At 66.8% G+C, this 15,799-nt stretch carries 11 protein-coding genes and 2 pseudogenes; 4 read left to right on the forward strand and 9 right to left on the reverse strand.

The window, feature by feature from the left end; genetic code table 11:
• Nucleotides 1-118: 118 nt before the first annotated feature.
• The 4 genes from lspA to murJ all read right to left on the reverse strand — a co-directional run bounded on the left by lspA (nt 119) and on the right by murJ (nt 6,114).
• Nucleotides 119-607: a signal peptidase II gene (lspA, locus tag J2X52_RS13800; RefSeq protein WP_310154417.1), complete on the reverse strand. Its 489-nt coding sequence runs from the start codon at nt 605-607 to the stop codon at nt 119-121.
• Nucleotides 607-3,423, reverse strand: coding sequence for an isoleucine--tRNA ligase (gene ileS / locus J2X52_RS13805; RefSeq protein WP_310154575.1), 2,817 nt, complete (start codon nt 3,421-3,423; stop codon nt 607-609). Before ileS ends, lspA begins: the two co-directional genes overlap by 1 nt.
• Nucleotides 3,424-3,488: 65 nt before the next feature.
• Nucleotides 3,489-4,460, reverse strand: a complete 972-nt coding sequence (locus J2X52_RS13810; RefSeq protein WP_310154420.1) for a bifunctional riboflavin kinase/FAD synthetase — start codon at nt 4,458-4,460, stop codon at nt 3,489-3,491.
• Between the two features lie 100 nt (nt 4,461-4,560).
• Complete coding sequence (gene murJ / locus J2X52_RS13815; protein ID WP_310154578.1) at nt 4,561-6,114, reverse strand: murein biosynthesis integral membrane protein MurJ; 1,554 nt, start codon at nt 6,112-6,114, stop codon at nt 4,561-4,563.
• 178 nt (nt 6,115-6,292) lie between these two features.
• On the opposite strand from murJ, the gene rpsT reads away from it, so the two are divergent.
• Nucleotides 6,293-6,565: a 30S ribosomal protein S20 gene (gene rpsT / locus J2X52_RS13820; RefSeq protein ID WP_310154423.1), complete on the forward strand. Its 273-nt coding sequence runs from the start codon at nt 6,293-6,295 to the stop codon at nt 6,563-6,565.
• A 576-nt stretch (nt 6,566-7,141) separates the two neighbouring features.
• On the opposite strand, the gene cgtA is transcribed toward rpsT, so the two are convergent.
• From cgtA to rplU, 3 genes are all read right to left on the reverse strand, one after another.
• Nucleotides 7,142-8,182, reverse strand: a complete 1,041-nt coding sequence (cgtA, locus tag J2X52_RS13825) for an Obg family GTPase CgtA (RefSeq protein WP_310154426.1) — start codon at nt 8,180-8,182, stop codon at nt 7,142-7,144.
• A 216-nt stretch (nt 8,183-8,398) separates the two neighbouring features.
• The gene (gene rpmA, locus J2X52_RS13830) at nt 8,399-8,659 is read right to left on the reverse strand and encodes a 50S ribosomal protein L27 (protein ID WP_159679374.1); all 261 of its coding nucleotides are present in this window, start codon (nt 8,657-8,659) and stop codon (nt 8,399-8,401) included.
• A gap of 12 nt (nt 8,660-8,671) precedes the next feature.
• Nucleotides 8,672-8,992, reverse strand: coding sequence for a 50S ribosomal protein L21 (rplU, locus tag J2X52_RS13835; RefSeq protein WP_232136109.1), 321 nt, complete (start codon nt 8,990-8,992; stop codon nt 8,672-8,674).
• A 353-nt stretch (nt 8,993-9,345) separates the two neighbouring features.
• Here rplU and uvrA point away from each other — a divergent pair.
• The 3 genes and pseudogenes from uvrA to J2X52_RS13850 all read left to right on the forward strand — a co-directional run.
• A pseudogene (gene uvrA, locus J2X52_RS13840) lies at nt 9,346-12,225 on the forward strand (excinuclease ABC subunit UvrA); the annotation flags it as partial.
• Between the two features lie 191 nt (nt 12,226-12,416).
• A complete protein-coding gene (locus J2X52_RS13845) occupies nt 12,417-12,827 on the forward strand; it encodes a thioesterase family protein (protein WP_310154431.1) in 411 nt (136 codons plus the stop codon).
• Between the two features lie 114 nt (nt 12,828-12,941).
• Complete coding sequence (locus J2X52_RS13850; protein WP_310154437.1) at nt 12,942-13,700, forward strand: enoyl-CoA hydratase/isomerase family protein; 759 nt, start codon at nt 12,942-12,944, stop codon at nt 13,698-13,700.
• A 310-nt stretch (nt 13,701-14,010) separates the two neighbouring features.
• Here J2X52_RS13850 and J2X52_RS13855 read toward each other — a convergent pair whose 3' ends face one another.
• On the reverse strand, nt 14,011-14,880 hold the full coding sequence (locus J2X52_RS13855) for a sulfurtransferase (protein WP_310154442.1): 870 nt from the start codon (nt 14,878-14,880) through the stop codon (nt 14,011-14,013).
• Nucleotides 14,877-15,697 (reverse strand): annotated as a pseudogene (locus J2X52_RS13860) (NUDIX domain-containing protein). Before J2X52_RS13860 ends, J2X52_RS13855 begins: the two are co-directional and overlap by 4 nt.
• Nucleotides 15,698-15,799 lie beyond the last annotated feature (102 nt).

The raw sequence follows: 15,799 nt of genomic DNA on the forward strand, positions 1-15,799 counted from the left end.
CAGGCGAAGAACGTTGAACGTTTCGCCTATCGCCTACGGCGACAATCCGAAATCGGATCGTTCGCCCCCATCCCGACCTTCCCCCGCACGCGGGGGAAGGAGCGAAGCATGCGCTGCCTTACTTATTCTTCGCCGGAAAGAACCCGAACAGCGCGATGCCGATCGCGCCACCCACGATCGCCGCGTCCGCCAGGTTGAACGCCGGCCAGTAGTAGTCCTGCCAGTGCCACTGGATGAAATCGACGACGTGGCCGTGGATCTGGCGGTCGATCACGTTGCCCAGTGCGCCGCCGATGACCAGCGCAAACGGCAGTGCGGTGCGCCAGTCGCGGCGCGGGGTCTTGGTCAGCCACCAGCCGAGCATGCTGCAGATGCCGATCGCGAGGATCGTGAAGAACCACTTCTGCCAGCCGCCGGCGTTCGCGAGGAAGCTGAACGCCGCGCCGGTGTTGTAGGTGCGGTACCAGTTCCAGAAGCCGTCAATGACCGGGATCGCGGTGTACTCGGGCAGCGAGGTCAGCACCCAGTACTTGGTCAGCTGGTCGAGCGCGATCACCACGGCCGACAGCACCAGCCACGGCAATGCATTAGGCGTCACCTTGGCCATCAGAACCACCTCCGGATTTCGCCCTGTCCATCGCGACCATCGGTCGCGATGTTCTCCACGCAGCGGCCGCACAGTTCGGCGTGCCCGGCATGCGCGCCGACGTCGGCGCGGCGCTGCCAGCAGCGCACGCACTTGGGCTTGGTCGTCGCACGCGCGGTCACGCCAATCGCGGTCGCGCTTGCGTCATCAACGATCGTCACGTCACCACTGATCAGCAGGAAGCGCAGTTCGTCGACCACCGGCGACAGCCAGTTCGCATCCGACACGCCGCAACGCAGTTCGATCTCGGCATCCAGCGCCGCACCGATCTCACCACTGGCGCGCATTGGTTCCAGCACCTTGGACACGCGCTCGCGCAGTTCCAGCACGCGGTCGAAATCCTGCGCCGACCAGCCGGCATCGCTGTCGAGTTCGCGCAAGCCGGTGTACCAGGTCGCGAACTGCACATTGGCCTCGCGCGCGCCCTCCGCCGGCGGCGGCAGATGGCTCCACAGCTCTTCCGCGGTGAAGCTCAGCACCGGTGCGAGCCAGCGCGTGAACGCTTCGGCGATGTGGTACATCGCGGTCTGCGCGCTGCGCCGGCCGACCGAATGCTCGGGCATCGTGTACAGGCGGTCCTTGGTGACGTCGAGGTACAGCGAACCCAGATCGACGCTGCAGAAGTTCGACAGCGCCTGCACGATCTCGGCGAAGTCGTAGCGCGCGTAGGCGTCTTCGATGCGCGCCTGCAGCTGGGCCGCGCGATGCATGATCCACTGGTCCAGCGCGACCATGTCCTGCGGCGCGACGAGATCACGCGCGGGCTCGAAGCCGGCCAGGTTGCCAAGCAGGAAGCGCGCGGTGTTGCGGATGCGGCGGTAGGCGTCGGCGGTGCGCTTGAGGATCTCCTGCGACAGCGACATCTCGTTGCTGTAGTCGGCCGAGGCGATCCACAGGCGCAGGATGTCGGCACCCAGCGTCTTCATGATGTCCTGCGGCTCGATCCCGTTGCCGAGCGACTTCGACATCTTGCGGCCGTGCTCGTCGACGGTGAAGCCGTGCGTCAGGCACTGCCGGTATGGCGCGGCCTTGTCGATCGCCACGCCGGTCAGCAGCGAGGACTGGAACCAGCCGCGGTGCTGGTCCGAGCCTTCGAGGTAGAGGTCGGCCGGCTTCTGGTAGCCACGCGCCAGCAACACGGCTTCGTGGGTCACGCCGGAGTCAAACCAGACATCGAGGATGTCGGTGATCTTGTCGTAATCCGCGGCCTCGTCGCCGAGCAACTCGCTTGCGTCGAGCGTGTACCAGATATCGACGCCGTGCTGTTCGACACGATCGGCGACTAGGCGCATCAGCTCGGTGCTGCGCGGATGCGGCTCGCCGGTTTCGCGATGCACGAACAGCGCGATCGGCACACCCCAGGTGCGCTGGCGCGAGATCGTCCAGTCCGGGCGCCCTTCGACCATGCCGGCGATGCGCGCCTGGCCCCACTCGGGGTACCAGGTCACGTTCTTGATCGCGGCCAGCGCGTCGGTGCGCAGGTTGGCCTGCGACATCGAGATGAACCACTGCGGCGTCGCGCGGAACGCGATCGGCGTCTTGTGGCGCCAGCAATGCGGATAGCTGTGCTCGAACTTCGCGAACGCGAGCAGGCTGCCCTGCGCGCGCAGCGCGTCGACGATGACGTCGTTCGCCTTCCAGATGTGCAGGCCGGCGAGCACGGTGTCGCCGATCGGCGGCGTCGACGGCAGATAGACGCCGCGGCCGTCGACCGGGTTGAGCTGGGCGGCGGTGTAGCGGTCGAGCAGGCCGTAGGCCTTGCCGACGACGTAGTCCTCCTGGCCGTGGCCAGGCGCGGTGTGCACGGCGCCGGTGCCGTCTTCGGCCGACACGTGGTCGCCGAGGATCACCGGGATGTCGCGCTCGGCATAGAACGGATGCGCGAGCACGAGGTGCTCGAGCGCGCTGCCGGCCACGCGACCGTGCACGACGACATCGCCCTCGACGCCGTAGCGGCGCAGCGCGCGCTCAGCCAATGCATCGGCCAGCACCAGCCAGCGACGACGGCCGTCCTGCGCCACCGGGCCTTCGACCATGGCGTATTCGAGATCGGCGCCAAGCGAGATCGCCAGAGACGCCGGCAGCGTCCACGGCGTGGTGGTCCAGATCGGCAATGCGACGTCGACATCGCTCGGCAGCGTCGCGCCGAACGCATGCGCGAACGCGGCGGAATCACGCGCGACGTAGGCGACGTCGACCGCGGGCGACACCTTGTCGGCGTATTCAATCTCGGCCTCGGCCAGCGCCGAGCCGCAGTCGAAACACCAGTGCACCGGCTTCACGCCGCGGGTCAGATGGCCGTTGTCGACGACCTTGGCCAGCGCGCGCATCTCGTCGGCCTCGAAGCGGAAATCGAGCGTGCGATAGGGGTTGTCCCAGTCGCCGAGCACACCGAGGCGCTTGAAGTCGCGGCGCTGGATGTCGATCTGCGCGTTGGCGTATTCGCGGCACTTCTGCCGGAATTCGACCGCATCGAGCTTGACGCCGACCTTGCCCCACTTCTTCTCGATCGCGATCTCGATCGGCAGGCCGTGGCAGTCCCAGCCCGGGATGTAGGGCGCATCGAAACCCGCCATGCCCTTGGACTTGACGATGATGTCCTTGAGGATCTTGTTGACCGCATGGCCCAGATGGATCGAGCCGTTCGCATATGGCGGGCCGTCATGCAGCACGAACTGCGGCCGCCCGCGCGCATGGTCGCGCAGCTGCGCGTACAGACCTTCTTCCTCCCAGCGCGCCAGCATCGCCGGCTCGCGCTTGGGCAGATCGCCACGCATCGGGAAGTCGGTCGCCGGCAGATGGATCGTCGACTTGTAGGGATTGGAATTGCTGGCGTCTGCGCTCACGCGTAGTCCTGTCGTTGCGTTTCGTATCGTGGGGAATGCGGCGCGGCGAGGACGGCGCGCGCCTGTGCGGCGTCGAGATCCATCTGCGCGACCAGACTCGGCAGGTCGTCGAATTTTTCCTCGTCGCGCAGGCGCGCGACGAACTCGACCTCGATGCGGCGGCCGTAGAGATCGCCGTCGAAATCGAACAGATGCGCTTCGAGCAGCGGCTCGACACCGCCGACCGTCGGCCGCGTGCCGAAGCTCGACACCGACGGCCAGGGTGCATCGCCGATGCCGTGCACCCGCGTGGCATAGATGCCGCGCAGCGCCGGCACCTTGCCGCCGAAGCGCAGGTTCGCGGTCGGATAGCCCAGCGTGCGACCGAGCTGCTTGCCGCGCACCACGCGACCGGACACCGCGTACGGCCGTCCGAGCAGGCGCGCGGCGTGTTCGAAATCACCGGCGACCAGCGCCGTGCGGATATGGGTGCTCGACACCCGCTCGCCGTCGACAACCAGCGGCTCGATCTCGCCGGCGATGAAACCCGCCTCGCGCCCGAGTGCCTGCAGCGTCGCCAGATCGCCCGCGCGCTTGTGGCCGAAGCGGAAGCCCGGGCCGACCCACACCTCGCGCGCGCGCAAGCGCTGCACCAGCACGGCATCGACGAAGGCTTCGGGCGACATCGCCGCCATGCGCGCATCGAAACGCAGCAGGCCGACCACGTCGGCACCAAGGCCACGCAAGCCCTCGAATTTCGCCCGCACCGGCCCGAGACGCGGCGGCGGCGACGCGGCGGCGAAGAACTCGCGCGGCAGTGGCTCGAAACTCAGCGCGGCGGCGTCGACGCCCAGCACGTGCGCACGCGCAACCGCATGCCGCACCAATGCCTGGTGCCCGAGATGCAGCCCGTCGAACGCGCCGATGCAGACCACGCTGCCGTCGGTACAGAGGGGCCCGCCGGCGATGTCGCGGAACAGCCTGCTCATGTGGGTCCGTTGCGGCGGGCGCACCAGTGCACGCCCGCAGTAAAAAAGTGACCGGCAAGTATAGCCGGCCCCCGGTCCGACCCGGGTCCGGCGGCCGCGCTCAATGGCGCAGATGCCGCGGCCGCAGGCCCAGCGCCACCATCGCGACCACATAGGTCGCCCCGCCTGCCCCGATCACCAGCACCAGCCAGCCGATGCGGTGCAGCGCGCCCTGGATATCGGTCCACGCGCCGATCCAGAACCGCAGACCCAGCACCACGATCGCCATCACCGCGCAGGCGCAGGCCAGGCGCAGCGCGTAGGTCGCCCAGCCGGGCTCCGGGCTGAAGATCCCGCGCTGGCGGAGATACCGCCACAGCAGCGCCGCGTTGACCACGCCCGCCAGCGCCGTGGCCAGGGCGATACCGCCGTGCGCGCCGGGGATGTTGTAGAGCCACAGCGGCGTGGTCAGTGCGATGGTCAGCAGCACATTCGCCGCGACCGTCCAGATCGCCGCGCGCATGGGGGTCTTGGTGTCCTGTCGCGCGTAGAACGCAGGTGCCAGCACCTTGCTGAGCATGAAGGCCGGCACGCCGAGGCTCATCGCGGTGAGGCTGATCGCCGCCATGCGCGTGTCATCGGCGCCGAATGCGCCGTAGTTGTAGACCGTCGCGGTGATCGGCTCGGCCAGCAGCAGCAGACCCAGGCCCGCGGGCACGCCGGCCAGCAACGCCATGCGCAGCCCCCAGTCCAGCGACTGGTTGTAGCCCGTCGCGTCCTCGGCCGCATGTCGCCGCGACAGATGCGGCAGGATCACCGTGCCCAGCGCCACGCCGAACAGGCCGAGCGGGAACTCGATCAGGCGATCGGAGTAGTACAGCCAGTCCACGCTGCCGGCGGCCAGCAGCGATGCGAACGCGGTGCCGACAAGCAGATTGACCTGGGCAACCGAGGACGAAAACAGCGTCGGCAGCATCAGCCTGCCCACCTTGCGCACCTCCGGATGCGCGAACCCAGGCCGGAAACGCGGGCGCAATCCCAGGCGACCGAGCGCCGGCCACAGCAGCGCGAGCTGCAGGAACCCGGCAATCAGCACACCCCAGGCCAGACCCTGCGGCGGCAATTCGAAGCGCGGCGCCAGCCACAGCATCGCCGCGATCATCGTCAGGTTGTGGAGAACCGGAGTAAAGGCGGGAAGCGCGAACCTGCCGTGGCTGTTGAGGATCGAGGCCGACAGCGACATCAACGAGATGAAGAACAGGTACGGGAACGTGATGCGCAGCATCTGCGCGGTCTGCCCCAGCAGTTCCGGCTGGTCCGCCCAGCCCGGCGCAAACAGACGTGCGATCACCGGCGCCAGCAGCATGCCCAGCGCGCAGACCACCAGCACGACCGCACACAGCGCACCGGTCATGTGATCGATGAAGGATTTCAGTGCGGCGCGATCCCCGCGTTCCTTGATCTCGTTGAGCACTGGTACGAAGGCCATCGCCATCGAGCCTTCGGCGAACACCCGACGCAGGAAATTCGGAATGCGATAGGCGACAATGAAGGCGCTCATCGCGGGATTCGTGGCGCCGGTTCCGAACAGGGTGGCCTGCAGCATGTCGCGGGCGAAGCCGGCGATACGCGACAGCAGGGTCATCGCGCTGAACACCGCGCTCGAACGCAGCAGCCCGCCGCGCTTCTTCGGGGCCGGGCTGGCGGCCGCCGGATCGGGGGCCGTCACCAGAAAGCGCCGTTCAGGCCGGGTCGGTTGACGCAAGTATCTGAAACACCCATAATTTCCTGCTCAAATTTCCATTCGTCCGGCGACGCCGGATTTTCACACGTCCAGCTCCCAGGAATCCATCGTGGCAAACATCAAGTCCGCCAAGAAGCGTGCCAAGCAGACCGTTGTGCGCAATGCGCGCAACTCCGCCCAGCGCTCGCAGCTCCGCACCGCCGTCAAGAAGGTGCTCAAGGCCCTCGAAGCCAACGACGCGACCGGCGCACAGGAGGCGTTCAACGTCGCCCAGCCGATCCTCGATCGTTTCAGCTCGCGTGGTCTGATCCACAAGAACAAGGCAGCTCGTCACAAGAGCCGCCTGACCGCACGCATCAAGGCGATCAAGGCAGCTGCCTGATTCCTGACCGGCCGCTTCGGCGGTCGATGCGAAAAAACCCGGCCCTTGGCCGGGTTTTTTGTTGACCAGTTGCCTGGGCGATCCAGTCTTGCTTGGAAGGCGGGAGCGGTCTCGCGTGATTGCGGGCGGGCGCTGTGTTGCCAAAAAAGCAATTCAGTGAAAGCCGCTGGGCCCCGGCGTGCGCCAAGGCGACGGGATCGATGTCGTGCGCGAACTATCGGTGCGCGGCTTCTCCGCGCCGATTGCTCGGATACGCTTGCGAACCACCAACCTCCCGCACGCGCCCTGGCCTGCCGCATCAGCACATATGCGCGATGCGTGTTGCCGCATTGCAGAGTGCTTATCCGTCGCGCATAGAACGTTGGACCAGGCGTTGCCACGGATGCGCGAGCACCACTGCAGCCTGTCGATCGCGAGCAGCCGAATTGCCGGGCATCAAAAACGCCGGAAAATCGAATCCGTTCGCCCCGCTGGGGTCATCTGTGTGCGAGCGTCTGCGATGCACGCCGGCACCCCATCAAGCCGACGAAGTATCGACCGCCTCCAAAGGCAGCGGATATCCGCTGCCCACTCGTCTCAGACGGCGTTCGCCGCCTCGCGTTCCTCGCGGTCCATGTCGTCGAGCGCGGACTGCACCTTCAGCATGACTTCGCGAGTGCCGTCGTGGGCGAGACCGGAGATGAGGAACCACGGCGCGGTCCAGCCGAGCGTCTCAATGATGCGGGCGGCTTCGGCTTCGGCTTCTTCGGGCATCAGGGTGTCGGCCTTGTTGATCAGCAGCCAGCGCGGCTTGTCGAGCAGCGCGACGTCGAACTTTTCGAGCTCGCGCTCGATCGCACGCACCTGGTCCACGGCATCGGTGCCATCGAGCGGGGCAATCTCCACCAGATGCAACAGCAGGCGCGTACGCTGGATATGACGCAGGAACAGCGCGCCCAGGCCCGCGCCATCGGCCGCGCCTTCGATCAGACCGGGAATGTCGGCGATCACGAAGCTGCGCGCCGGCTCGACGCTGACGACGCCGAGATTCGGGTACAGCGTGGTGAACGGATAGTCGGCAACCTTCGGCGTTGCCGCCGACACCGCGCGGATCAGCGTGCTCTTGCCGGCGTTGGGAAAGCCGAGCAGACCGATATCGGCCAGCAGCTTGAGCTCCAGACGCAGCGTGCGCTCTTCACCGGCCTCACCCGGCGTGGACTGCCGCGGCGAACGGTTGGTCGAGCTCTTGAAGTGCATGTTGCCCAGACCGCCCTGCCCCCCGCGCGCGACCAGCAGGCTCTGGCCATGTTCGGTCAGATCGCCGATCACCTCGTCGGTCATGACGTTGTGCACCACCGTACCGACGGGCACCACGATGACCTTGTCGTCGCCGCCCTTTCCGTACATCTGCCGGCCCATGCCGTTTTCGCCTCGTCCGGCGCGGAACATGGTCTGGTGACGGAAGTCCACCAGCGTGTTGAGGTTCTCGTCGGCGACGATCAGCACGCTGCCGCCGTTGCCGCCGTCGCCACCATCGGGACCGCCGAGCGGAATGAACTTCTCACGCCGGAATCCGACGCAGCCATTGCCGCCATTGCCGGCGGTGACAGTGATTTCGACTTCGTCGACGAGCTTCATGACAGGCAACCGGAAAGCGGAACGGAAAGAAGGGACACACGGGCTCGGGACGCGCGGCGGATACCACGCACATCGCCGGCCAGCTTACCCGAGGGCGAACTCGCGACGGATCGCATCACGCGCGGCCGGACAAACAATGGATGACCATCACGTGGCCACCATCAACGAAAAACCCCGCCGAAGCGGGGCTTTCCGGTGTCACGCGTCGCGTGAGGCTCAGGCCTCGGCGAGCACGCTGACGGTGCGGCGGTTCTTCGGACCCTTGGTCGCGAAGTTGACCTTGCCGTCGACCAGCGCGAACAGCGTGTGGTCACGACCGAGGCCCACGCCAGCGCCCGGGTGGAACTGGGTGCCGCGCTGACGCACGATGATGTTGCCGGCTTCGATGGCCTGGCCACCGTAGATCTTGACGCCGAGATACTTCGGGTTGGAGTCGCGGCCGTTGCGCGAAGAACCTACGCCCTTTTTATGTGCCATGCCTGCTGCTCCTTACTTGCTGCCACCGGCAATGCCGGTGATCTCGATTTCGGTGTAGTACTGACGGTGTCCCTGCTGCTTCATGGAGTGCTTGCGGCGGCGGAACTTGATGATGCGGATCTTGTCGGCGCGACCGTGCGACTTGATCGTCGCGGCAACCGTCGCGCCCTTCAGCGCATCGCCCAGCTTCACGCCATCACCGTCACCGAGCAACAGGATGTTGTCGAACTTGATTTCACTACCCACGTCGCCTTCGAGCTTCTCGACGCGAAGGGTTTCACCTGCCATCACGCGGTACTGCTTACCGCCCGTGACGAGGACTGCATAACTCATGACCAGACTTCCTTTGTAGTTATTGTGGTCTCACTCTGCCGCCATCGAGGGCGGACAGGGGCGGGATTTTAATGGGATCAGTGACTTGCGGTCAAGTCGACCCGGGATTGCCGCGCGGATGCCCCCCTCGGGGTCCGAAAGACCACCGGCGCCCGGCCTGCATCGACTCCTGCGATGAACGGGCGCCATTCGCAGATCCTGAGACGGCGCATCCGCAGACTGGTCCATCCGGGGTTTGCCCCCATCTGTCGGGCTCGCTAGTCTGATCGATTGCTCCCGTTCCGCGCACCGCAGGTGCCGCGGTGCGGGTCCCGGACCGCCCTCCCCCAGTCCCACAACCGGATTCCAAGCCGATGGCGATGGATACCATCCGCATTCGCGGTGCCCGTACCCACAACCTCAAGAACATCGACCTCGACCTGCCACGCGACCAGCTGATCGTCATCACCGGTCTGTCGGGCTCTGGCAAGTCGTCGCTCGCGTTCGACACCATCTATGCCGAAGGCCAGCGCCGTTACGTCGAGTCGCTGTCGTCCTACGCGCGTCAGTTCCTCAGCGTGATGGAAAAGCCAGACATCGACCACATCGAAGGTCTGTCGCCGGCGATCTCGATCGAGCAGAAGTCGACCTCGCACAACCCGCGCTCGACGGTCGGCACGATCACCGAGATCTACGACTACCTGCGCCTGCTCTATGCACGCGTAGGCAGCCCCCGCTGCCCGGACCACGGCTACCCGCTGGAAGCGCAGACGGTCAGCCAGATGGTCGACCACGTGCTGACCCTCGATCCCGAGCAGCGCTGGATGCTGCTCGCGCCGGTGGTGCGCGAACGCAAGGGCGAACATGCGCAGGTGTTCGAGCAGCTGCGTGCGCAGGGCTACGTGCGCGTGCGCGTCGACGGCGCGCTCTACGAGATCGACGGCCTGCCGACGCTCGCGCTGCGGCAGAAGCACACGATCGAAGCCGTGATCGACCGCTTCAAGGTCCGCGAGGACATGAAGCAGCGCCTGGCCGAATCGTTCGAAACCGCGCTAAAGCTCGGCGAAGGCATGGTGTCGGTGCAGGCGATCGACGATGCGTCGATCGCGCCGCACCTGTTCTCGTCCAAGTACAGCTGCCCGGTCTGCGATTACGCGCTGCCCGAGCTCGAGCCGCGCCTGTTCTCGTTCAATTCGCCGATCGGCGCCTGCCAGACCTGTGACGGCCTGGGCGTCAGCGAGTTCTTCGATCCCGACCGCGTGGTCGTGCATCCGGAGCTGTCGCTCGCGGCCGGCGCCGTACGCGGCTGGGACCGCCGCAATGCCTACTACTTCCAGCTGCTGCAGTCGCTGGCCAAGCACTACGGCTTCGACGTCGACACGCCGTGGCAGGAACTGCCGCAGACCTCGCGCGACGCGGTGCTGTTCGGCAGCGGCACCGAGACGATCAACTTCACCTACATCACCGATTCGGGCGCGCGCACCCAGCGCAAGCACCGCTTCGAAGGCATCGTGCCGAACCTCGAGCGCCGCTATCGCGAGACCGAGTCGTCGGCGGTGCGCGAGGAACTGGGCAAGTACATCAGCGAACGTCCGTGCCCCGATTGCGGTGGCGCGCGCCTCAACCGTTCGGCGCGCAATGTGTTCGTCGCCGACCGGCCGATGCAGTCGCTGGTCGTGCTGCCGATCGACGAAGCGCTGACGTTCTTCAACACGATGGAACTGCCGGGCTGGCGCGGCGAGATCGCGACCAAGATCGTCAAGGAGATCGGCGAGCGGCTGAGCTTCCTGGTCGACGTGGGGCTCGACTACCTCACGCTGGAACGCAAGGCCGATACGCTGTCGGGCGGCGAGGCGCAGCGCATCCGCCTGGCGTCGCAGATCGGCGCCGGCCTCGTCGGCGTGATGTATGTGCTCGACGAGCCGTCGATCGGCCTGCACCAGCGCGACAACGAGCGTCTGCTCGGCACGCTGACGCGACTGCGCGATCTGGGCAATACGGTCATTGTGGTCGAGCACGACGAGGATGCGATCCGCCTGGCTGATCACATCGTCGACATCGGCCCGGGCGCGGGCGTGCATGGCGGTGAAGTCGTCGCGCAGGGCTCCTATGAAGATGTACTCAAGGCGCCGCGCTCGCTGACCGGCCAGTACCTCAGCGGCCGCAAGCGCATCGAGATTCCGGCCAAGCGCCACAAGCCGAATCCGAAGATGCAGCTCAGGCTGCTCGGCGCCTCCGGCCACAACCTCAAGAACGTCGATCTGACGATCCACTCCGGTCTGTTCACGGCGATCACCGGTGTGTCGGGGTCCGGCAAGTCGACGCTGATCAACGACACCCTGCATTCGCTGGCGGCGAACGAGATCAACGGCGCCTCGCACAAGGCGGCGCCGTATCGCGAGATCGAAGGGCTGGATCTGTTCGACAAGGTCGTCGACATCGACCAGTCGCCGATCGGCCGCACGCCGCGTTCGAACCCGGCGACCTACACCGGCCTGTTCACGCCGCTGCGCGAGTTGTTCGCGCAGGTACCGGAAGCACGTTCGCGCGGTTACGCCGCCGGGCGTTTCAGCTTCAACGTGCGCGGCGGGCGCTGCGAGGCCTGCCAGGGCGACGGCCTGCTGAAGGTGGAGATGCACTTTCTGCCCGATGTCTATGTGCCCTGCGACGTCTGCCACGGCAAGCGCTACAACCGCGAAACGCTGGAGATCCTCTACAAGGGCCACAGCATCCACGACGTGCTGGACATGACGGTCGAGGACGCGCTGGGCCTGTTCGAGAACCTGCCGCCGATCGCGCGCAAGCTCGAAACGCTGGTCGATGTGGGCCTGGCCTACGTCAAGCTCGGCCAGAGCGCGACCACGCTGTCAGGTGGCGAGGCACAGCGCGTCAAGCTGTCGAAGGAACTCTCGCGTCGCGATACCGGGCGCACGCTCTACATCCTCGACGAACCGACGACCGGCCTGCACTTCCACGACATCGAACATCTGCTCGCCGTGCTGCACAAGCTGCGCGACGACGGCAACACAGTGGTCGTGATCGAGCACAACCTCGACGTCATCAAGACCGCGGACTGGGTGATCGATCTCGGCCCGGAAGGCGGACATCGCGGTGGCCAGATCATCGCTGAGGGCACGCCCGAGCAGGTCGCGGCGATGCCGCAGTCGCACACCGGACATTTCCTCGCACGCCTGCTCGACGCCAAGTTGCCGGAGCCGGCGGCGTCGAAACCGGAACGCAAGATGGCCCGCAAGTCGACCACGCATCTGCCCAAGCCGTTGCCGCGCAAGGGCGCGTCCACGAAGGCCGCCGAGGCCGATGCGAAGGTTCGCGCCGAACTAATGAAGGCCGGCTCGAAGCACATCGAGCCGGACGCGGACGAGGCGACGTCGGCGACCGCGAAGAAGACTGCAACGAAGCAGGGAAAGAAGAAGGGAGCCAAGGCATGAGCGAGTCGAAGGTGCTGATCCGGATGCCGATCGAGCTGCGCTGGCGCGATCTCGATGCGTTCAACCACGTCAACAATTCCAACTTCATGACCTACCTCGAAGAGGCGCGCATCCGCTGGTTCGACACGGTGGGCGAGCCCTGGGTCACCGAGGAGACCGCGCCGCTGCTCGCCGCGGTACAGATGAACTACAAGGTGCCGATTCCGTATCCGTCGAAGATCGTCGTCGAACTGCTGGCCGATCGCCTCGGCAATTCCAGCGTGACGATCGGCCACCGCATCGTCTCCGACGACGGCGCCACGCTGCACGCCGACGGGCATGTGGTGATGGTGTGGATCGACCGCAAGACCGGACGGCCGGTCGCGCTGCCGGAATCGGTACGCGCCAAGGCGCTCGCGGCCGGCTGATTCACCGCGGCGCCTGCAGCGTGCAGGCACCGCGTTTCCAGCACTGGGCTGCGCTGCGGCCCGGACAACCCGCTGCCGCTACCATGCGGATTCCTTTCGCATGGACCCGACGCGATGACCGCATTGATCGAGACCCAGGATCACGGCCCGATCCGCGAGCTCAAGCTCGCCCGCCCACCGGCCAACGCACTCGACCCGGCGCTGTGCCTGGCGCTGCGCGATGCAATCGATACGGCGGCCGCGGATGGCATCGGCGGCGTCGTGCTCGCCGGCGGTCCGAAGGTGTTTTCCGGCGGCCTCGACGTGCCGCATCTGCTCGCGCTGCCCGACACCGCGTCATTGCGCGATGCCTGGGACGCGTTCTTCGCCGGCGCGCGTGCACTCGCCGGCGCACCCATGCCCGTCGTCGCCGCCATCGCCGGCCACGCGCCCGCGGGCGGCTGCGTGCTAGCGCTGTGCTGCGACTACCGCGTCATGGCCTCGGGCGCGTACCGCATCGGCCTCAACGAAACCCAGGTGGGCCTGGTGGCGCCGGACGGGATCCAGCGACTGATGCGCCGCACGATCGGTGCGCGCCAGGCGGAGCGCCTGCTGGTCGGCGGTGTACTGGTCGATGCCGACGAGGCACTGCGTCTGGGGCTGGTCGACGAGCTGGCCGGTATCGACGAAGTGCCGCTGCGCGCACGTCTCTGGCTCGAATCCCTGCTCGCCCTGCCCCGCGCCCCGATGCTGGAAACACGCGCGATCGCGCGTGCGGATCTGGTGGAGGCGTTGTCGGCGCAGAACATCGAACTGGACCGCTTCGTCGATGCGTGGAATGCGCCGGATACGCAGGCGGGATTGCGGGCGCTGGTGGCGCGGCTGGGGCGTTGAGATTCGGGCACCAGCCAGTTTCAAGACGAGCGGATTCCGACCGTCACCAGAGCAGGGTCGCTGGACCCCGGCGTTCGCCGGGGCGACGCAAAAAAATTCCCGTCATCCCGGCGAACGCCGGGATCCAGCGCCTTGCAGCAACGTCCAGAGCACAACTTGGGACACAAGCCGTCCGCTAGGGAAGGTCTGAACAATTCCGCTTTGGCCGTCATTCCCGCGAAGGCGGGAATCCAGCGTCTTTGGTTTTCAAAGGCTTGAAGTCACTGGATCCCCGCCTTCGCGGGGATGACGGCAGTTACTCAGACCTTCCCTAGGCTTCACCGACCGCAACCTCACGCCCAGGATCATCCACCCATCCGCTCCAAGATGGCGCATACAACTTCGCGCCATCGCGCCGGGCATGCGCCATCGCCAGCAGGTGATGACACGCGGTGACGCCCGAGCCGCACATCACCGCCACATCGCTCGGCGCATGCGCACCCAGCAGCGCGTCGAACTCCGATGCGAGCCTGTCGGCCGATTTGAAGCGTCCGCCGTCGAGGTTGTCGGCATACGGCCGGTTACGCGCGCCCGGCACGTGGCCGGCACGGGGATCCAGCGGTTCGACCTCACCGCGGAAACGTGCACCCGCGCGGGCATCGATCAGCAGACCACCGGCATCGAGATGGCGCTGCACGGCCTCGGCGTCGCGCAGCAGGTGCGTCGCATCGAAGTCGCCTGCAATCAGGGGTGCAGCTGCGACCTGCGACACCGTCGTCTCGACCGGCAGCTCCAACGCGCGCCACGCCGCCCAGCCGCCGTCGAGTACCGCGACGTTCTGGTGACCGAAACTGCGCAGCAGCCACCACAAGCGCGCGGCGAATGCGCCGTCGCTGTCGTCGTAGGCAACGACCTGCATGTCCGGTTCGATGCCCAGACGCGACAGCGTCGCGGCGAACGCATCGGCAGCCGGCCATGGATGACGGCCGAGGCCCGGCGCTCTGGGACCCGACAGATCACGCTCGAGATGGGCGTACACCGCGCCCGGAATATGGTGCGCGCGCCATGCCGATTCGCCATCGCCATCCGACGCGCCAGCCACTGCCAGCGTGAAGCGGCAATCGACGATGCGTAGATCGGGCGCGCCGAGCGATGCCGAGAGCGTCGACGCATCCACCAGCGTGGTCCAATGCGAACTCATGCGCGCTCCAGACGATTGCGCAGGTTGAGCAGGATCGACGCGGTCGCGCCCCAGATGCGATGGGTGGGCGCATGGGACAGGGTTTCGAACTCGAGCACCTGCCGGATTCGGCCACCGAACTCGATGTCGACGCGCCGCAGGCTGGTCGGCGCCATCAGAAACGCCAGCGGCGCCTCGAACACCTCGGCCACTTCGCCGGGTTCGGGCACCGGCTCGAAGCCGGGATCGAGCATCGCAACGACGGGGGTGACCCGGAAGCCGGTGATCGTCGCCAAGGGATCGAGATAGCCGAGCGGTCGCACCTGCGACGCGGCCAGGCCGATTTCCTCGCAGGCCTCGCGCAGTGCTGCCTGCAGGGGACTGCCATCCCCGGGCTCCTGTCGCCCACCGGGGAAACTCACTTGTCCGGCGTGATGCCGCAGCGTGTCGGTGCGGCGGGTCAACACCGCCTGCAGGCCCTCGGCGCGACGCACCAGACCTACCAGCACGGCGGCCTCGCGCAACGCGACCGTGCCGTCCAGCAGGCCATCGAGCTCCTCGAAATTCCAGCCGCGCGCAGGCGGCGGCGCATCCAGTGGATGCAGCGCGCGCGTGAGGCGTTCGCGATCGAAGGCGGGGTGGGCGGTGGCCTTCATCCGCGCGCGGCCTCGCGCGCGGGCAGTTCGACATCCATCAGCCACTGGCGCTGCGCCTCGCTCATCTGCAGCCAGCCACCAATCTCGGCCAGGCTGCGCAGACAGCCGTGGCAGGTGCCGTGTTCGTCGAGGGTGCAAACGCCGGTACAGGGCGTGAGCACGGCGCGTGGGCGTTCGTCCATGCGCTGATTCTACCGGCGCATCGTCGCAGGCGCCGCGCATGTGATCAGGCGCCTGCCTTCGCGTCGGCGCGAGCGGATGCCACATACGACGACGCCGACGTG

It is taken from the genome of Luteimonas sp. 3794 (assembly GCF_031456825.1).
Lineage (GTDB): Bacteria > Pseudomonadota > Gammaproteobacteria > Xanthomonadales > Xanthomonadaceae > Luteimonas.